Origin of the sequence: Knoellia altitudinis, assembly GCF_042666355.1 — a bacterium.
GTDB classification, from domain to species: Bacteria; Actinomycetota; Actinomycetes; order Actinomycetales; family Dermatophilaceae; genus Knoellia; species Knoellia altitudinis.
The window spans coordinates 707,472-725,642 of sequence record NZ_JBHTDK010000001.1 but is presented as its reverse complement, the minus strand read 5'-3'; the positions used below and the strand labels follow the sequence as shown (position 1 = coordinate 725,642).

Sequence of the window (18,171 nt, the reverse complement as noted above, 5' to 3'; positions counted from 1 at the left end):
ACTTGGCATCATGCCCACCACTACTCGCGACGACATCCGTAACGTCGCCATCGTCGCGCACGTCGACCACGGAAAGACCACTCTGGTCGACAAGATGCTCTGGGAGTCAGGCGCCTTCGAGGCCCGTGCCACCGTCGAGTCCACCGGCGAACGCGTCATGGACTCCGGTGACCTCGAGCGCGAGAAGGGGATCACGATCCTCGCCAAGAACACCGCGGTGCACTACGCGGGCAAGGCCGCGGTCGACGCCGGCCTGGCCGACGGCCTGACGATCAACATCATCGACACCCCCGGTCACGCCGACTTCGGTGGCGAGGTCGAGCGCGGCCTGTCCATGGTCGACGGCGTCGTCCTCCTCGTCGACGCGTCCGAGGGCCCCCTGCCGCAGACGCGCTTCGTCCTGCGCAAGGCCCTCGCCGCGCACATGCCCGTCATCCTCTGCATCAACAAGGTCGACCGCCCCGACTCCCGCATCCAGGAGGTCGTCGACGAGGTCTACGAGCTCTTCATGGATCTCGACGCGACCGAGGAGCAGATCGAGTTCCCGATCGTCTACGCCTCCGCCAAGAACGCCCGCGCATCCATGGCGCGTCCGGACAACGGTGGCCTGCCCGACGGTGAGGACCTCACGGCACTCTTCGCCACGATCATCGACACGATCCCCGCGCCGACCTACGACACCGAGACGCCCCTGCAGGCGCACGTCACCAACCTCGACGCGTCCAACTTCCTCGGTCGCCTCGCACTGCTGCGCGTCTTCAACGGCGAGATCAAGAAGGGCCAGCAGGTCGCGTGGTGCAAGCACGACGGCAGCATCGAGCGCGTCAAGATCACCGAGCTGCTCATGACCGAGGCCCTCGAGCGCAAGCCGCTCGAGGACGGCAAGTCTGCCCGCCCCGGTGACATCATCGCCATCGCCGGCATCCCCGACATCATGATCGGTGACACGATCGCCGACGCCGAGAACCCCATCGCCCTCCCGATCATCACGGTCGACGAGCCGGCCATCTCGATGACGATCGGCACCAACACCAGCCCGATGGTCGGCAAGGTCCGTGGCTCCAAGGTCACCGCCCGCATGGTCAAGGACCGCCTCGACAAGGAGCTCGTCGGCAACGTCTCGCTCCGGGTCCTGCCCACCGAGCGCCCCGACGCCTGGGAGGTCCAGGGCCGTGGCGAGCTGGCGCTGGCGATCCTCGTCGAGCAGATGAAGCGCGAGGGCTTCGAGCTCACCGTCGGAAAGCCGCAGGTGGTCACCCAGCAGATCGACGGCAAGCTGCACGAGCCGGTCGAGCGCCTCACCATCGACACCCCGGACGAGTACCTCGGCGCCATCACCCAGCTCCTCGCGGCGCGCAAGGGCCGCATGGAGCAGATGACCAACCACGGCACCGGCTGGGTCCGCATGGAGTTCCTCGTGCCCTCGCGCGGCCTCATCGGGTTCCGCACGCAGTTCCTCACGGACACCCGTGGTGCGGGCATCGCGCACCACGTGTTCGAGTCCTACGAGCCGTGGTTCGGCACCATCACGACGCGCACGTCGGGCTCGCTGGTCGCCGACCGCACCGGCCCGGTGACCGCCTACTCCATGGTCAACCTGCAGGAGCGCGGCACGCTGTTCGTCGAGCCCGCGACCGAGGTCTACGAGGGCATGATCGTCGGCGAGAACTCCCGCGCCGACGACATGGACGTCAACATCACCAAGGAGAAGAAGCTCACCAACGTGCGTGCCTCCTCCGCCGACAACTTCGAGAAGGTCGTCCCGCCCCGCCGGCTGACGCTCGAGCAGGCCCTCGAGTTCTGCCGCGAGGACGAGTGCGTCGAGGTGACGCCCGAGGCCGTCCGCATCCGCAAGGTCGAGCTCGACCAGACGGTCCGCGGCCGCACGGCCTCCCGCGGTCGCAAGGCCTGACCTGACGCGCCACCACGACCCCTCCCAGGAAGTGCAGCACGTGAGCAGCCCCATCCGACGCCACCACCCACGGCCGCAGCGGGCTCACGTCCGGGCGCTGGTCGGGCTGTTCATCGTGGTGGTCCTGGGGACAGCTGGGGGATGCAGCGTCCTGGCCGGCGGCGACCCGCCGACGACGCCGGCGGTGACCGCGTCCCACGAGCGCACCGACGAGCGCGGCGGCACCCTCAAGGCGCTCTCGCTGGGTCCGGTGCTCAGCTGGGACCCGCAGCGCATCGGGGCGCGCGACGACGCCGCGTTCGCCGGGCGCACCTTCCTGCGGACCCTGACCGCCTACCAGCCCAGCACGGACGCGCGGACCCAGTCGCGTCTCGTGGGTGACCTCGCGACCGACACGGGCACGCCCAACAAGAACCTCACCGCCTGGTCGTTCACCCTGCGCGAGGGCATCGCCTGGGAGGACGGCAGCGCCGTCACGTGCGAGGACGTCAAGTACGGCATCTCGCGCACGTTCAGCACCGACTTCATCACCGGTGGTTCGACCGACGCCCTCGCCGTCCTCTCCGTCCCCAAGAAGCCGGACGGCACGCCCATCTATGCCGGCCCGTTCGTCAAGGCGGCACCGAACGACCCCGGCCGCGCGGCATACGACAAGGCCGTCGTCTGCCGTGGCACGACGATCACGTTCACGCTCAGCGCGCCGGTGAGCGACTTCAACGAGATGGTGACCCAGGCGGCGTTCGGCCCGGTGAAGAAGTCGACCGACAAGGGCGGGGACGGCACCTTCAACGTCTTCTCCAACGGTCCCTACAAGCTGGCCGCGCCGTGGCGCGCGTCCACCGGTGGCTCGTGGGTTCGCAACCCGCACTGGAGGGCTGCGACCGACGAGGTGCGCGAGGCCTACCCGAACACCATCGAGTACCAGGAAGGCATCGAGACCCAGACCGTCGCGCAGCAGATCATGGCGGACGGTGACAACTCGAAGTCCGCCGTCGCGCTCGGCTCCGCGCCTCCCGCCATCCAGCAGCACATCCTCACCGTCGACGCGCTCAAGGAGCGATCCGTGACGGCCGGCACGGGTCTCGTCGACTACCTCGTGCCCAATGTCAGGAGCAAGGTCTTCACATCTGTCGAGGCGCGCCAGGCCCTGGCCGTCGCCACCAACCGGGGCGCCTACGTCACGGCCCTCGGTGGTGGGTCCACCGGTCGGCCGACCGCCTCCCTCATCCCCGAGGCGCTGCCGGCGGCGCACGCCGCAGACCCCCTCAAGGCCGGCGACCGCGGCGACGCCGGGCAGGCCAAGGTGCTCCTGGGCAAGGCCGGCCTGACCCTGCCGGTGCCGATCAGGGTGGCCTACCGGTCGAGCCCGGTGGCCGACAAGGCGATGGCCTCGCTCGTCGCGGGCTGGACCGAGGCCGGTTTCGCCCCCAGGCTCACCCCGATCAAGGACGAGTACTTCACGGCCATCACCCAGCCGGGTGCTGCGGCGAACTACGACGTCTTCTGGTCGAACTGGGCGCCGGCCTGGGCCTCGGCCAGCACGATCCTGCCGGCCCTATTCGACAGCTCCATCAACATCACGCCGTCCGGACCCGGGCGGGACTACGGCTACTTCGTCGACCCCAAGGTCAATGCCGAGATCGTGCGGATCAACACCATCGCGGACCGGGCGGACCGTGAGGAGGCCTGGACCGCACTCGACGTCCGGCTCCAGACCCTCGGCGCCTACATCGGCCTCGCCGAGCGCCGCTCCCTCTACATCGCCGGCAGCGACGTCCGCAACCTCTCGGCCAACGAGGTCACCGGCGGGGTCGTGGAGTTCGCTGACATCGCGGTCCGACGATGAGCCGGCTCCTCTTCGTCCACGCGCACCCGGACGACGAGACCCTCGCGACCGGTGTCGCGATCCTCCACCACGTGGCCCGCGGGGACGACGTCCATGTCCTGACCTGCACGCTCGGTGAGGAGGGAGAGGTCATCCCTGCCGAGCTGGCCCATCTCGAGGGCGCCGCCGGCGACCCGCTGGCCGAGCATCGCCGGGGTGAGCTCGCGGGTGCCGTCTCGGTGCTCGGCGTGACGCACCACTATCTCGGCGCGCACGCCGACGGCGAGCGGCCGGCATACCGGGACTCCGGCATGGTCGGGTCGGTCGCGTTCGAGCACCCACGTGCCTTCGCCGGCGCCGACTTCCTCGAGGTCGCCGAGCTGATGCGCTCCACCGTCAGCGAGATCGCCCCGGACGTCGTCGTCACCTACGACTCCGAGGGCGGCTACGGCCACCCCGACCACATCCGCGTGCACGACGCCGTGCGTGCCGCAGTGGCCGAGCTGCCTGCTGGCCCGGCGCTCTTCGTCGTGCTCACCCCCCGTTCGTGGGCGGTCGAGGACCGTGAGTGGCTCGCGGCCCACGTCCCCCGTGAGACGGGGTATGCCGTTCCGTCCCCGTCCGAGCCGATGGCACCGTCCGTGGTCGACGACGCCACAGTGACCCATGCCGTCGTCGATCCCGAGGTCGTGCCCCGACAGGAGCAGGCGCTGCGGTTCCACGAGACCCAGGTCGTCGTCGGGGACGGCTGGTTCGCGCTCTCCAACAACGTGGCCGCCCGGCTGGCCGGGCGGGAGGGCTACTCCCTCATGGATCCTTCGACCGGTGCCCTCCTGCCCGGTGGTGGCGGTCGACGACCCGGGCTCGTCGAGGACGCCCGGTGACGACGACGGGGGAGGGGGCAGGGGTGGACGTCGACACCTACCGCCATGCCATGGGACGCCTGGCCAGGGGCGTCACCGTGCTGACCACGACCGCCTCCGGTCAGGACCATGCCCTCACGGCCAACTCGGTCACGAGCGTCTCTCTCGACCCCGTGCTCCTGCTCGTCTGCATCGAGACCGATGCGCGCTTCCACGACGCGGTCCTGGAGTCCCAGGTCTTCGGTGTGAGCCTGCTGGCGGCCGGTCAGCGTGGGCTCGCGGCCTGGTTCGCGACGCCGGGTCGCCCCCTGCCCGGACAGCTGGACCGCGCTCCGCACACGCGGGGCGCGGCCGGCGTGCCTCTCCTCGACGGGGCGCTGGCCTCGCTCGAGTGCCGTGTGCGTGACGTGCACCCCGCAGGCGACCACAGCATCATCGTCGCGACGGTCGCCTCGGCCCGTCTGGCGGGCGATCCGCAGGCCGCCCTCGTACACTTCCGCGGACAGTACTCCGCGCTGCCCTGAACCTCGTCTGACCTCACCCGACTGACCAAGGACCACCGATGACCGACATTTTCGACCAGCCGCAGGGGCCGCCTCGGCGCCGAGGCGGCGCCATCGCGGCCGTCGTGGGGGCCTTCGTCCTGCTCGTGGCCGGCTATGTCGGGGTGGCGGCATACACCAGTGGTCGGATGCCCAGTGACACCAAGGTGGGCGGCGTGCAGGTCGGTGGCCTCGAGCCGGCGCAGGCACGCAAAACGCTCGCGACCGCGGTCGCCGAGCGCGGCGCGACGCCGGTCACGCTCACGGCCGGGGGCAGGTCGGCCACCCTTGCACCGGCCGACGCCGGTCTGAGCATCGACATCGACACCTCCATCGGCAACCTCTCCGGCTTCAGCCTCAACCCGGCCGACGTGGTGAGCCACCTGACTGGCGGCGTGACCCGCAGCCTCGAGACCGACGTCGACGAGGCCAAGCTCAAGGCCAGCGTCACCAAGGCGTCCAAGGCTCTCGCGGTGCCGGCCAAGGAAGGCGCGATCTCCGTGGCCGGCGGCAAGGTGACGATGACCGAGCCGGTCAAGGGTCAGGCCATCGAGATCGACCGCACGGTCGAGGCGATCGCGCAGTCGTGGCCGCGCAGCACACCGATCGTGGCCCCGGTCACCGTGGCCATGCCCAAGGTCTCCGCCGAGGAGCTGCAACGCGTCAGGACCGAGTTCGCCGACAAGGCGATGTCCGGGCCCATCGCCGTGAAGGCCGGCGACAAGACGTTCGAGATCAGTGCGGCGACCCTCGCCCCCGCGATCACCTTCCCCGCGGACTCGCAGGGCAAGATCACTCCGGCGTTCGACGAGAAGCTGATCATCGCTGCCGTCAGCAAGGCAGCGGACCGGGCGGATGCCACCTCCGACCCCCGGGACGCCACCGTCTCGTTCCCCAGCGGCCAGCCGACCGTCATCCCGTCCCGGACGGGTGTCGCGCTCGAGACGAGCAAGATCGTCGCGCCGGTGACGGCGGCACTGACCTCACCGGAGCGCGCTGCGATCGTCCCGGTGAAGGTCTCGCAGCCGGAGTTCACCACCGAGAAGGCCAGGGCCACGCTGCCCAAGGGCATGATCTCGACCTTCACGACCTACTTCCCGGCCAACGGAGGCGGGCGGGTCTCCAACATCCGGCTCGCCGCGAGGACGCTCAACGGCACCTATGTCGCACCGGGAGCCACCTTCAGCCTCAACGAGGTCCTGGGACGCCGCACCCCGGAGAAGGGCTACCAGAAGGGTGGGGTCATCCAGGACGGGCGACTCAGTGAGAACTATGGCGGTGGCATCTCCCAGGTCTCGACGACGCTGTTCAACGCGGCCTTCTTCGCCGGAGTGAAGTTCGAGCAGTACATGGCGCACGGCTTCTACATCTCGCGCTACCCCGAGGGGCGCGAGGCGACGATCTCCTATCCCTACCCCGACAACCGCTGGACCAACACCACGGACGGCGGCATCCACATCCGTGCCTCCTCGACGGGTGGGCAGGTGACCGTGGCGTTCTACGGGACGAAGAAGTGGGATGTCGTCGCGTCCAAGAGCCCGCGGCGCAATATCGTCCCGCCGAAGAAGATCAACGACCCGTCGCCGGAGTGCATCACCCAGAACCCCGTCCCGGGTTTCGACGTCACCGTGACGCGGATCTTCAAACAGGGTGGCGCGACGGTCAGGACCGAGCCGTTCAACACGCACTACAACCCCGAGGACGACGTCACCTGCACGCACCCCGACGCCAAGTGACCTGAGGTCTCAGGTGGTGGGTCCGTTCGTCAGGTAGACATAGCCCGAGTGCCGCTGGAACCCGAGCCGCTCGTAGAGGCGGATGGCGGTGGCGTTGTCCGCCTCGACCTGCAGGTGCATGAGCCGTATGCCGTCCGCCCTGGCCGTCGCGGCCAGCCGGCTCGTGAGGTGGGCGGCCAGGCCCCGCCCGCGCAACGCCGGGTCGGTCCAGACGGCGCCCAGCCCGGCCCAGCCCTGGGCGATGCCCAGCCGGCCGATCGCCACGGGCCGGGGGTCGCGCAAACCGGGAGTGCCGAGGCCGAGCTGCTGCGCGAGACCTCCCCCCAGGGCGATGCTGCCGAAGAGCTGCCGCGGGCTGCCCTCCAGAACTCCCGCGACGGCCACCGGGACCACGGCCCTGGTCTGGCCGTAAGCCTCCAGCCACACGTCGTCGAGCTCCTCGCTCATCCGGACGTCCGGCCCTCCGGGATCGGCGTCGGCGACGGTGTCGGTCGTGGTGGTGAGGCTGAGGGTGCGGACGCCGACGGTCCAGCCGCGCGACAGCAGCTCGGCGCCGACGGGGTCGTCCGCTGGTTCGAACGCGGTGGGACCGCTCAGGGACATGCGGGCCGGAAGCCCGCGCGCGGCATACCAGGCCTCCACGCGGTCGACGGCCGCCGAGAGCGGCAGGCCCGGATCGCCCATGGGGAGAACGGAGTTGCCGCGTTGGGTGAAGCCGCGCGAGGCCCGCAGCTCCCACTCACCGAGGGCCTCGCGCTCCAACGCACCCCAGCTCGGCCCCATGACGCGCTGAAGGTCGGCGACCGAGATGGCGAGGTGTGGAGCCCCGCGTCGACTCGGTCTGGGTGGGATCTCCTTCGCCGCGACGATGCGGGTGCGGCTGATGACGACATCGCCCTCGCGCGTCGCGACCGTGACGTCGTGCTCGGTGCGGGCCACGAGCTCGCCGACGGAGTCGGTCATCGACGGGGTGCCGGCCTCGGCGTCGCCTGGTGGGTCGAGCCGCCAGCGCACGACGACACGGGCACCGATGTGGACGGCGTCGAAGGAGGCAGGCACGAGCGGCATACTATGGCCGCATGACGTACGTGATCGCGCAGCCTTGTGTCGACCTCAAGGACAAGGCCTGCATCGAGGAGTGTCCCGTCGACTGCATCTACGAGGGGGAGCGGTCGCTCTACATCCACCCGGACGAGTGCGTCGACTGCGGTGCGTGCGAGCCGGTCTGCCCCGTGGAGGCCATCTACTACGAGGACGACACCCCGGAGCAGTGGGCCGACTACTACAAGGCCAACGTCGAGTTCTTCGACGACCTCGGCAGCCCGGGTGGCGCCGCCAAGATGGGCCTCATCAACAAGGACCACCCGTTGATCGCGGACCTGCCGCCCCAGTCGCACCCGGAGTGATGACAGGCGCGTGAGGACACGAGTGAGGAACGAGCGAGGCCCGGAGCGCGCCGCGGAATCGCGACAGAGAACACAGGGTGATTCCGTTTGATCTCGTTGCCCGACTTCCCATGGGACTCGCTCGCTCCGGTCAAGGAGCGGGCGAGTTCTGTTGCCACCTCCGACGGTCTTGGGCTCGTCGACCTGTCGGTCGGCACCCCCGTCGACGCGACACCCGAGGTCGTGCAGGAGGCCCTGCGCTCGGCGTCGGACGCACCCGGCTATCCCCAGACCTGGGGCACGCCCGCGCTGCGGGAGGCCGTGGCCCGCTGGTTCGCGACGCGGCGCGCAGTGCCCGACGTCGACCCTGACGGGGTGCTGCCGACGATCGGGAGCAAGGAGCTCGTGGCCTGGCTCCCGACACTGCTCGGGCTCGGCCCCGGCGACGTGGTCGGCTTCCCCTCGGCGGCCTACCCGACCTACGACGTCGGTGCGCGCCTCGCCGGCGCCACGCCCCAGGTGGTGGACGGACTCGCCGCTCTCGGCCCGCTGACGCCGTCGACCACCCCACGGCTGCTGTGGCTCAACACTCCGGGCAACCCGACCGGACAGGTTCTGGGCATCGAGCACCTCGCCAAGGTCGTGGCCTGGGCCCGTCAGCACGGGGTCGTCGTCGCCAGCGACGAGTGCTACGCCGAGCTCGACTGGCGCACCGAACGTGGCGGGTCGACCGCCCCGACGACACCCTCCATCCTCGACCCACGGGTCACCGGCGGCTCGCACGAGGGCCTGCTCTGTGTCTACTCCCTCTCGAAGCAGTCCAACCTCGCCGGCTATCGCGCAGCGTTCGTGGCAGGTGACCCCCGGCTGGTCAGGCAGATCCTCGAGGTGCGCAAGCACGCCGGCATGATTGTCCCCTGGCCGGTCCAGGCCGCGATCACCGCCGCGGTCGGGGACGCGGGTCATGTCGAGGCGCAGAAGGCCGTGTATGCCGCGCGCCGAGAGGTCCTGCTGGCCGGCGTGCGTGCCTTCGGGCTCAAGACGACCCACAGCGAGGCCGGCCTCTACCTGTGGGCCACGGCCGGCGAGGACGCCTGGGTGACGTTGGAGCGGCTGGCCGCACGCGGCATACTCGCGGCTCCGGGGACCTTCTACGGCGCAGCCGGACGACAGCACGTGCGGATCGCTCTCACGGCGCCGGACGAGCGGATCCGGGCCGCGGCCTCGCGCCTCTCGGCCGGCTGAGCCACGGGTGGGCGGACGCTCTTTTCGTCGTCGCGGACCTCTGGGGTAGCGTCAATGGTGCGCGAGCGACGCCCACTGCGACCTCGCCCGAGACGTGAGGATTGAAGACACGATGAGCACAGACGCAGCCGCTGCCGCGACCTTCCAGGTCCGCGACCGGGAACTCAGGTTCCCCCTCATCAAGGCCACCGAGGGCAACAACGGTTACGACATCTCGGCCCTGCTCAAGGAGACCGGCGACACCACCCTCGACATCGGGTTCGTCAACACGGCCTCGTGCAACAGCGCCATCACCTACATCGACGGCGATGCGGGCATCCTGCGCTACCGCGGTTACCCGATCGAGCAGCTCGCGGAGGGGTCGACCTTCCTCGAGACCTCCTACCTGCTCATCTACGGCGAGCTTCCCTCCCAGTCCGAGCTCGACGACTTCACCGACCGGGTCCGTCAGCACACGATGCTGCACGAGGACCTCAAGTCCTTCTTCGGTGGCTTCCCGCGCGACGCCCACCCCATGCCGGTCCTGTCGTCCGCGGTCTCCGCGCTGGGCACCTTCTACCAGGACAGCCTCGACCCGTTCGACAAGGAGCAGGTCGAGATCTCGACGATCCGTCTCCTCGCCAAGCTCCCGACGATCGCGGCCTACGCCTACAAGAAGAGCATCGGCCAGCCGTTCCTCTACCCGGACAACGAGCTCTCGCTCACCGAGAACTTCCTCCGGATGACCTTCGGCGTCCCGGCGACGAACTACGACATCGACCCGGACATGGTCAAGGCGCTCGACCAGCTGCTCATCCTGCACGCCGACCACGAGCAGAACTGCTCGACGTCGACGGTGCGCCTCGTCGGCTCGGCCCACGCCAACCTCTTCAACTCCGTGTCGGCCGGCATCCACGCCCTCTCCGGACCGCTGCACGGTGGCGCCAACTCAGCGGTGCTCGAGATGCTCGACGGCATCGTCAAGAGCGGCGGGGACGTCGACACCTTCGTCAAGAAGGTCAAGAACAAGGAGGACGGCGTCAAGCTCATGGGCTTCGGGCACCGGGTCTACAAGAACTACGACCCGCGCGCGGCGATCATCAAGAAGACGACCGACGCGATCCTCAGCAAGGACGGCGTGCGCGACCCGCTCCTCGACATCGCCCTGCAGCTCGAGCAGCGCGCTCTGGAGGACGACTACTTCATCGAGCGCAAGCTCTACCCGAACGTCGACTTCTACACCGGCCTGATCTACAAGGCCATGGGCTTCCCGACCAAGATGTTCACGGTGCTCTTCGCCCTGGGACGCCTCCCCGGGTGGATCGCACAGTGGCGCGAGATGATCGAGGACCCCGACACCAAGATCGGCCGTCCGCGCCAGATCTACACCGGGGCCACGGAGCGCGACTACCGCGCCATCACCAGCCGCTGACCCAGCTCCTGCTCCCCTGAGGGGACGTGAAGGGCCCGGAGGGATCTTTCCCTCCGGGCCCTTTCCACTTTCCTCTGGTAGCGGATCGCCTGACAGGTATGCCGCCCGCGCAAGGTGCGTGGACGGCATACCTGCGTCGTGGGTCAGGCGCGGTGCCGACCTGCGCCGACGAGCTCGTGCTCCTCGGGCGCGTCCGAGTCGGGGGCGTCGGCGAACGTCTCGGACGACGGGGTCTGGCCGGGGCGGCCGAGCTTCTGCCCCTCGACATCGACGTCCGGCAGGATCCGGTCGAGCCAGCGCGGCAGCCACCACGCCTTGTCGCCCATGAGGTACATGAGGGCCGGGATCAGGGTCATCCGCACGATCACCGCGTCGAAGAAGACCGCGGCCGCGAGGGCGAAGCCGATCGACTGGATGAGTGGCTCGTCCTGGAGCATGAACGCGGCGAAGACCGAGATCATGATGGCGGCCGCGGCGGCGACGACGCGGGCGCCGTGACGGAAGCCGTCGACGACGGCGTCACGGGCGCTCTCGCCGTGCACGAAGGCCTCGCGCATCCGGGTCACGAGGAAGACCTGGTAGTCCATCGCCAGCCCGAAGACGATGCCGATGACGAGGATCGGCATGAAGCTCATGAGGGGTGCGCCGTCGAAGAACCCGCCGACGCCCTCCTGGAACACGAGGATCGTCGTCCCGAGCGTCGCGAGCACCGAGAGCAGGAACCCGAGGGTGGCCGTGAGCGGCACGAGGATGGAGCGGAAGACGATCATCAGCAGGATGAACGCGAGCCCGACGACGACGGCGAGGTAGGGGAGCAGGGCGCTCTGCAGCTTCTCGGACACGTCGGTCTGGATGGCGGTGAGGCCGGTGACACCGACCGTGGTGCCGGTCCGGGCCTCGATGTCGGCGCTGGTGCCGCGCAGGTCCTCGAGCAACGTCAGCGTGGCCTCGTCGTCCGGGCCGCTCTGGGGGGTGATGAGGATCTGGGCGCCGGTGCTCTCCTCGTTCATGCCGATGATCTGCGCATTGGCCACGTCGCTCTGTCCGGCAGCCCAGTCGACGACCTCGCCGTAGGCCGCAGAACGCTCGGCAGGGTCGCTGATCTGACGCCCGTCGACGACGAGGACGAGCGGACCCTGGCGCCCGGCGCCGAACGCGTCCGTCATGAGGTCGGCAGCCTTGCGCTGGGTCGTCTCGACCGGAGAGGTCGAGTCGGAGGGCAGGGCGAGGTGCAGGTCCTTCATGGGGATGGCCAGCGAGCCGAGCACGACGACGGCGAGCACGGCGACGAGAGCCGGCGCCCGACCCACGAGAGCGGCCCAACGCACCCCGTTGTTGACGATCTCTCCCTCGTCGGACCTGACCTTGCGGACGCGACCCGCGAAGGCCTTGCCCTTGAGCATGCCGAGGATGGCCGGTGTGAGGGTGAGGGCGATGAGCACCGACACGAGGACCGTCGCTGCGGCCGCGAGGCCCATGGTCGTGAGGAACGGGATCCTGACGAGGGCGAGGGCGGAGAGGGCGATGATCACGGTGAGTCCTGCAAAGACCACGGCCGAGCCTGCGGTCCCCAGGGCGCGTCCAGCCGCCTCGGCCCGGTCGTCGGTGTGTCGCAGCTCGCTGCGATAGCGGCTGAGGATGAAGAGCGCGTAGTCGATGCCGACGGCCAGACCGAGCATCGTCGCAAGGGTCGGCGTCATCGTGCCGAGCTCCCAGAACGCGGTCCCCCCGACGACGAGCAGCGCGCCGATTCCGACGCCGACGACCGCGGTGACGAGCGGCAGGCCCGCGGCCACGAGTGAGCCGAAGGTGAGGACGAGGACGAGGGCAGCGATGGCGAGGCCGATGAGCTCGGACGTGCCGCCGGGTGGGGCGAAGCTCTGCATCCCGGCACCGTTGACCTCGGCCGTGAGTCCCTGCTCACGCGCAGTGTCCAGCGCGCCGAGGACGGCGTCCTGGGTTTCCGGCGCGACATCGGTGACGGTCTTGACGTCGAAGGTCCAGGTGATCGTGCCGATGCGCCCGTCAGCACTCAACGGAGAGATGGCTGCGGCGTTGGCCTCGGCCTGGGCGACGGACGTGCCCCCCTCGGTCGCGGCCTCGAGCATCTGCTCGCGCTGACCGGCGGCGGAGTCGACCGGGCTCACGAGCTGAGCGGCGCCGGGGCTGTCCTGCGCCGGCATCTGCGGGAGGGCCTTGAGGTCGGCGAGCAGCGCTTCCACCTTGGCCACGTTGGCCGGGTCGGCAAGCTTCTGACCCTCCGGTGCGGCGACGACGACGGTGGCCGTGGCCTGGTCGAACGCGTCCCCCGTCTGCGGGAAGAGCTCCTGCTGGAGCTGCGCCGCCTGCTCGGACGGGATCCCGGGGATGGAGAACTTGTCGATCATCGGCTTCGAGATCGACGTCGCCACCCCGCCGATGGCGACGAGGGCGACGAGCCAGGCCGCGATGAAGTACGGCCAGCGACGGTATGCCGTCCGGCCCAGTCGATAGAGGTATGTCGCCATGGCGAAGCTGCTCCTTGTGGTGGAGGTGGGTGAAGAGGAACCGATCGGCCGCGCGGCTGAGCTGGGTGGGTGCGCGGACCGGTCAGGAGAGAAGGCGGGTGGCTTCGTCGACACCAGCCATGAAGTCGGTGGGGAAGTCGCGGTCCTCATCGCTGAGGAAGGAGGTCATCGAGTGGTGGAAGAGGCCCACGATGATCGCGACCGCCACCCGTGCCCGAGGGTGGCCGGAGGGAAGTCCCTCACGCTGCTCTATGGCCTCGCGCACCTGGGTGACCATCCCCTCGAACCGCTCCTTGGCGACGGTGATGAGTCGCGGGTTGCGCTCGAAGAGGGCGTGGATGCGGTGCCAGTCCTCCCGCGTCGGCTCCTCGCGGGTGTAGATGTTGGTCACCAGATGGCCGAGGTCGCGCAGGAGGTGCCCCTCCGGTCCGCCGGCGACGAACACGGCCACGTCGTCGGGGCTGATGCGGTCCGGGCTGTCGAGGACGGCCGCTTCCTTGCCGGGGAAGTAGTTGAACAACGTCCGCCGGGACACCCCGACCTGCTCGGCCAGCTCGTCGAGGGTGAACCCGTCGAAGCCGTGCTCGATGGCCAGCTCCTGCGCACACCTCGAGATCCGGCGAGCAGTCTGCTCCCGACGCGAAACTGCACTCTCACCGGCCATAGTGCAAGTTTGCACTGGCACCCCACATAGTGCAAATCGGTCGACGAGAGCGTTCCACCAGCTCTGAGGCCACCGACAGGGACGGGCGGGGAGGGCAGCGCCGGGCCGCGGCGGAAGGAACCTCTGGAGAGCACGAAAGTGCCGGTTCGCCGCTGGCTGGGTCTGGCGGGAGCGCGGAGTGCGTTCTACGCGCGCAGCGCGGATGGGACTGCGGCGAACCGACACGTGCACGCGACTCCACAACGCAACGGAACGGCATGCGCCGGGCTGTTGCGAGCCAGCGTCAGGTGAGGTGGAGGATGACCTGCTGCGCGGGAGCAGGGGAGTCCGTTGGCTGCCACTCCCACGCATCGGAGTCGCGGCTGCGCGTCCAGCGGCGGTCGCCGACCGTGACGCCGGTGACGCCCGTGTCCACGGCCTTCGCGACCGACCAGGAGCCGATGGACCACGCCATCCGGTCACTGGGTGCCTTGACCGTCAAGGTGCCCTGGCCCGCGGTCGCCTTGAGGGCGTACTCGTTGTCGAGGAGGCGTTCGATGAGCGCGACGTCGGCCTCGCCCTCGGGGTCGTCGAGCCGGCAGGCGACGCCCCGGGGTGAGTGACCGGCCAGCGAGGACGCCAGGATGCGGCCCTCCTGCTCGTGGTCGGCGTAGGCCTCGGGGTAGGCGCTGCGCTGGACCTTCTGGGCGACCACCGTGATGGTGCCGGTCTCCCAGTCCTTGACCTTGACGAGGGCGTCGTAGAACTTGTTCGTCGTGTACTCGGGGTCGAGGATCTCCTCGACCGTGCCCCACCCCTGCGACGGACGCTGCTGGAACAGGCCGACGGAGTCGCGGTCGCCGTAACGGATGTTGCGGAGCTTGGACTCCTGGATCGCCGTCGCCAGGGCGATGGTCGCGGCCCGCGCGGGGAGCCCACGACGCAGGGCGATCGCGGTGATCGTGGCGGCGTTGCTCATCTGGTCCGGGTCGAAGTCGACCGAGTTCCCCGCTGCCGTCGCCTGGCACCGCGGGCCGAGGACGCTCTGGAACAGGTTGCGCCCGCCGAACCACGCTCCCAGAGCGACGAGCGCCACGAGGCTGAGGACGAGGGCGCGGGCGACCCACCGGGGGGCGCGAGTGGGCTGGTCCTCGGCAAGGGTCATGCGGCCGCGGGTCGAGCGCATCAGTCGTTGTCGTGGAGGACGGAGTTGAGGACGATGCCGTGGCCGTCGCGCGGACGCGCCTCGACCGTGCCCGTCACGGAGTTGCGCAGGAAGAGCAGGTTCGACTGGCCGGAGAGCTCGCTTGCCCTGGTGACCGTGGCGTCGGGAAGCGTCACCTTGGTGCCGGCCGTGACATAGAGCCCGGCCTCGATGACGCAGTCGTCGCCGAGGGCGATGCCCAGACCCGACTCGGCGCCGAGCAGGCAGCGCTCGCCGATCGACACGCGTTCGGTGCCGCCACCCGAGAGGGTGCCCATCGTCGAGGCCCCGCCACCGATGTCGGAGCCGTCACCCACGACGACGCCTTGGGAGATGCGGCCCTCGACCATCGACGTGCCGAGGGTGCCGGCGTTGAAGTTGACGAAGCCCTCGTGCATGACCGTCGTGCCGCTGGCGAGGTGTGCGCCCAGTCGCACCCGGTCGGCGTCGGCGATGCGGACGCCCGAGGGCACGACGTAGTCGGTCATGCGCGGGAACTTGTCGATGCCGAAGACCTGCACCGGGCCGCGGGCCAGCAGGCCGAGGCGGGTGAGCTCGAACCCGTCGACGGCGCACGGCCCCTGGCTGGTCCACACGACGTTGGTCAGGGCACCGAAGAGGCCGTCGAGGTTGATCGAGTTCGGGGCCACGAGTCGGTGCGACAGCAGGTGGAGGCGGAGCCACGCATCGGCGGTCTCCGTGGGCGCGTCATCGAGATCGATCTCCACCAGGCGCACCTCGCGGGTCACGCCGCGCGCGTCGTCGGACACGGCCAGGTCCGACAGGCCGCTCGGCTCCTGCGCGTCGCCTGCATCTCCCAGTGCGGGTGCCGGGAACCACACGTCGAGGACGGTGTCTCCGTGGAGAGTGAGGAGGCCGAAGCCGTGTGCGGTGCGCGCAGTCATGCCGCCAAGCCTAGGGGGCGCACCTGATGACCCCGATCGTGGTCTGCCGCTCCCGTGGCGTCCCGACTCGGTGTCCTCGATAGGGTCTCGCGTATGCCGCTCGACCTCACTGCCGATGTAGTCACCCTCACCGCTGCGCTCTGCGACATCGAGTCGGTGAGCCTCGACGAAGGCGCCGTCTGCGACGCGATCGAGGAGGCGCTGCGCCCCCTCCAGCACCTCACCGTGACGCGCATCGGCAACACCGTCATCGCCCGCACCGAGCTCGGCCACGGCGAGCGGGTCGTGCTCGCCGGGCACATCGACACCGTGCCCCTCACGGACCCGCCGAACCTCCCGACGCGGCGACTCCCCGGTGCCGACGGTGAGGGCGAGGTCCTCTGGGGTCGGGGCACGGTCGACATGAAGGGCGGCGTCGCCGTCCAGCTGCGGCTCGCCGCAACGGTTCCCGCGCCGAGCCGTGACGTCACCTACGTCTTCTACGAGGGCGAGGAGATCGAGAGCGAGTTCAACGGGCTGCTCCACATCCAGCAACAGCGACCCGAGCTCATCGAGGACGCCGACTTCGCCGTCCTCCTCGAGCCCACCGGAGCCATCGTCGAGGGCGGCTGCAAAGGCACGTTGCGCATCGACCTCACCACCAAGGGCGCAGCCGCCCACTCGGCGCGACCGTGGAACGGGCACAACGCCATCCACGACGCAGCCGAGATCCTCAGTCGGCTCACGGCATACGAGCCGAGGACGGTGGTCGTCGACGGGCTCGAGTACCGCGAGGCGCTCAACGCCGTCCACATCTCCGGTGGCATCGCCGGCAACGTCATCCCCGACCGGTGCACGGTGTCGGTCAACTACCGCTACGCACCCGACACCGACGAGGACCAGGCAGTCGCGCACATGCACGAGGTCTTCGACGGGCTGACCTTCGAGATCACCGACAACGCCGGGGGGGCGCGACCGGGCCTGGACCTGCCTGCGGCCAAGGCGTTCGTCGAGGCACTCGGCGTGGACGTCGTCGCCAAGCAGGGATGGACCGACGTGGCCCGCTTCCAGGCGATGGGTCTGCCGGCGGTGAACTTCGGTCCGGGCGACCCCAACTTCGCCCACCACGACGAGGAGCGGTGCCCCGTCGACCAGCTCGTGTCGTGCGAAGCCGCCATGCTCAGGTGGCTCGCCTAGGTTGGTGCCGTGACTGACTCAGCGACTGACGCACCGGAGCCCTGGGACGAGACGCAGGACTACGTCAAGGGGCCGGTCGTCATGCGGCGCTCCAAGGTGCCCGAGGAGACGACCGACCAGCGACTCCTCGACAGCACCGGCTCCGCCGACTGGGTCCACACGGACCCGTGGCGGGTGATGCGCATCCAGTCCGAGTTCGTCGAGGGCTTCGGCGCGCTCGCGGAGCTTGGACCGGCGGTGAGCGTCTTCGGCTCGGCCCGCACCCGGGAGGACGACCCGACCTACGAGCTCGGCGAACGGGTCGGCTCGGCCCTCGTCAGGGCTGGGTATGCCGTCATCACCGGTGGCGGTCCCGGCGCCATGGAGGCGGCCAACAAGGGTGCGTGCGAGGCTGGCGGTGCGTCGGTCGGTCTGGGCATCGAGCTGCCCTTCGAGACGGGGCTCAACAGGTACGTCGACCTCGGGGTGAACTTCCGCTACTTCTTCGCCCGCAAGACGATGTTCGTCAAGTACGCGCAGGGGTTCATCGTCCTGCCCGGCGGCTTCGGCACCCTCGACGAGCTCTTCGAGGCGATCACGCTCGTCCAGACCCAGAAGGTGACGTCGTTCCCGATCATCCTCATGGGCACGGCCTACTGGCAGGGGCTCCTCGACTGGCTCCGGTCGTCCGCCCTGACGGCCGGGACAGTCAGTGCCAAGGACCTGGCACTCATCACCCTGACCGACGACGTCGACGAAGCCGTCGCGGCCATCGTCGCGTCGGATCAGGCGCATGCGCCGAAGGCCGCCGAAGGCAGTGGAACCCACCCCGAGTGAG

General features: G+C 69.6%; 15 protein-coding genes. 10 read left to right on the top strand and 5 right to left on the bottom strand.

Annotation, left to right across the window (positions count from 1 at the left end):
- Nucleotides 1-10: 10 nt before the first annotated feature.
- The 5 genes from typA to ACFQW8_RS03295 are packed head-to-tail and all read left to right on the top strand — an operon-like array spanning nt 11 to nt 6,878.
- Nucleotides 11-1,912 (top strand): translational GTPase TypA, encoded by a 1,902-nt coding sequence (gene typA / locus ACFQW8_RS03315; RefSeq protein ID WP_380085554.1) that lies wholly within the window; start codon nt 11-13, stop codon nt 1,910-1,912.
- Between the two features lie 40 nt (nt 1,913-1,952).
- Entirely contained in the window at nt 1,953-3,758 is a 1,806-nt protein-coding gene (locus ACFQW8_RS03310) for an ABC transporter substrate-binding protein (protein ID WP_380085553.1), read from the top strand.
- Entirely contained in the window at nt 3,755-4,621 is an 867-nt protein-coding gene (locus ACFQW8_RS03305; protein ID WP_380085552.1) for a PIG-L family deacetylase, read from the top strand. Before ACFQW8_RS03310 ends, ACFQW8_RS03305 begins: the two co-directional genes overlap by 4 nt.
- Nucleotides 4,618-5,124 carry a flavin reductase family protein gene (locus ACFQW8_RS03300; protein ID WP_380085551.1) on the top strand — a complete coding sequence of 169 codons (507 nt, stop codon included), beginning with the start codon at nt 4,618-4,620 and terminating at the stop codon, nt 5,122-5,124. Before ACFQW8_RS03305 ends, ACFQW8_RS03300 begins: the two co-directional genes overlap by 4 nt.
- Nucleotides 5,125-5,162: 38 nt before the next feature.
- Nucleotides 5,163-6,878, top strand: coding sequence for a VanW family protein (locus ACFQW8_RS03295; protein WP_380085550.1), 1,716 nt, complete (start codon nt 5,163-5,165; stop codon nt 6,876-6,878).
- A 9-nt stretch (nt 6,879-6,887) separates the two neighbouring features.
- Here ACFQW8_RS03295 and ACFQW8_RS03290 read toward each other — a convergent pair whose 3' ends face one another.
- On the bottom strand, nt 6,888-7,937 hold the full coding sequence (locus ACFQW8_RS03290) for a GNAT family N-acetyltransferase (RefSeq protein WP_380085549.1): 1,050 nt from the start codon (nt 7,935-7,937) through the stop codon (nt 6,888-6,890).
- Nucleotides 7,938-7,957: 20 nt separating this feature from the next.
- Between ACFQW8_RS03290 and fdxA the strand changes: the two genes are divergently transcribed.
- The 3 genes from fdxA to ACFQW8_RS03275 all read left to right on the top strand — a co-directional run bounded on the left by fdxA (nt 7,958) and on the right by ACFQW8_RS03275 (nt 10,919).
- Nucleotides 7,958-8,284: a ferredoxin gene (gene fdxA, locus ACFQW8_RS03285; protein ID WP_380085548.1), complete on the top strand. Its 327-nt coding sequence runs from the start codon at nt 7,958-7,960 to the stop codon at nt 8,282-8,284.
- Between the two features lie 87 nt (nt 8,285-8,371).
- Nucleotides 8,372-9,508: a succinyldiaminopimelate transaminase gene (gene dapC / locus ACFQW8_RS03280; RefSeq protein WP_380085547.1), complete on the top strand. Its 1,137-nt coding sequence runs from the start codon at nt 8,372-8,374 to the stop codon at nt 9,506-9,508.
- Between the two features lie 112 nt (nt 9,509-9,620).
- The gene (locus tag ACFQW8_RS03275; RefSeq protein ID WP_380085546.1) at nt 9,621-10,919 is read left to right on the top strand and encodes a citrate synthase; all 1,299 of its coding nucleotides are present in this window, start codon (nt 9,621-9,623) and stop codon (nt 10,917-10,919) included.
- A 143-nt stretch (nt 10,920-11,062) separates the two neighbouring features.
- Here ACFQW8_RS03275 and ACFQW8_RS03270 read toward each other — a convergent pair whose 3' ends face one another.
- From ACFQW8_RS03270 to dapD, 4 genes are all read right to left on the bottom strand, one after another.
- Nucleotides 11,063-13,426, bottom strand: a complete 2,364-nt coding sequence (locus tag ACFQW8_RS03270) for an MMPL family transporter (RefSeq protein WP_380085545.1) — start codon at nt 13,424-13,426, stop codon at nt 11,063-11,065.
- A gap of 82 nt (nt 13,427-13,508) precedes the next feature.
- Nucleotides 13,509-14,090 (bottom strand): TetR/AcrR family transcriptional regulator, encoded by a 582-nt coding sequence (locus ACFQW8_RS03265; protein WP_380085544.1) that lies wholly within the window; start codon nt 14,088-14,090, stop codon nt 13,509-13,511.
- 283 nt (nt 14,091-14,373) lie between these two features.
- Complete coding sequence (locus ACFQW8_RS03260) at nt 14,374-15,255, bottom strand: hypothetical protein (protein WP_380085543.1); 882 nt, start codon at nt 15,253-15,255, stop codon at nt 14,374-14,376.
- A complete protein-coding gene (dapD, locus tag ACFQW8_RS03255; protein WP_380085542.1) occupies nt 15,255-16,178 on the bottom strand; it encodes a 2,3,4,5-tetrahydropyridine-2,6-dicarboxylate N-succinyltransferase in 924 nt (307 codons plus the stop codon). The genes ACFQW8_RS03260 and dapD overlap by 1 nt, the downstream gene beginning before the upstream one ends.
- Before the next feature lie 93 nt (nt 16,179-16,271).
- Between dapD and dapE the strand changes: the two genes are divergently transcribed.
- Both dapE and ACFQW8_RS03245 read left to right on the top strand, forming a co-directional pair.
- Complete coding sequence (gene dapE, locus ACFQW8_RS03250) at nt 16,272-17,354, top strand: succinyl-diaminopimelate desuccinylase (protein WP_380085541.1); 1,083 nt, start codon at nt 16,272-16,274, stop codon at nt 17,352-17,354.
- 81 nt (nt 17,355-17,435) lie between these two features.
- Nucleotides 17,436-18,170, top strand: coding sequence for an LOG family protein (locus ACFQW8_RS03245; protein WP_380088576.1), 735 nt, complete (start codon nt 17,436-17,438; stop codon nt 18,168-18,170).
- The last annotated feature ends 1 nt before the right edge of the window (nt 18,171 follow it).

Bases quoted from the DNA above. Each gene is read 5' to 3' on its own strand.
- typA (WP_380085554.1), top strand. From the start codon at position 11: ATGCCCACCACTACTCGCGACGACATCCGTAACGTCGCCATCGTCGCG.
- ACFQW8_RS03305 (WP_380085552.1), top strand. From the start codon at position 3,755: ATGAGCCGGCTCCTCTTCGTCCACGCGCACCCGGACGACGAGACCCTC.
- ACFQW8_RS03295 (WP_380085550.1), top strand. From the start codon at position 5,163: ATGACCGACATTTTCGACCAGCCGCAGGGGCCGCCTCGGCGCCGAGGC.
- fdxA (WP_380085548.1), top strand. From the start codon at position 7,958: ATGACGTACGTGATCGCGCAGCCTTGTGTCGACCTCAAGGACAAGGCC.
- ACFQW8_RS03275 (WP_380085546.1), top strand. From the start codon at position 9,621: ATGAGCACAGACGCAGCCGCTGCCGCGACCTTCCAGGTCCGCGACCGG.
- ACFQW8_RS03270 (WP_380085545.1), bottom strand. From the start codon at position 13,426: ATGGCGACATACCTCTATCGACTGGGCCGGACGGCATACCGTCGCTGG.
- ACFQW8_RS03265 (WP_380085544.1), bottom strand. From the start codon at position 14,090: ATGGCCGGTGAGAGTGCAGTTTCGCGTCGGGAGCAGACTGCTCGCCGG.
- ACFQW8_RS03260 (WP_380085543.1), bottom strand. From the start codon at position 15,255: ATGCGCTCGACCCGCGGCCGCATGACCCTTGCCGAGGACCAGCCCACT.
- dapD (WP_380085542.1), bottom strand. From the start codon at position 16,178: ATGACTGCGCGCACCGCACACGGCTTCGGCCTCCTCACTCTCCACGGA.
- dapE (WP_380085541.1), top strand. From the start codon at position 16,272: ATGCCGCTCGACCTCACTGCCGATGTAGTCACCCTCACCGCTGCGCTC.
- ACFQW8_RS03245 (WP_380088576.1), top strand. From the start codon at position 17,436: ATGCGGCGCTCCAAGGTGCCCGAGGAGACGACCGACCAGCGACTCCTC.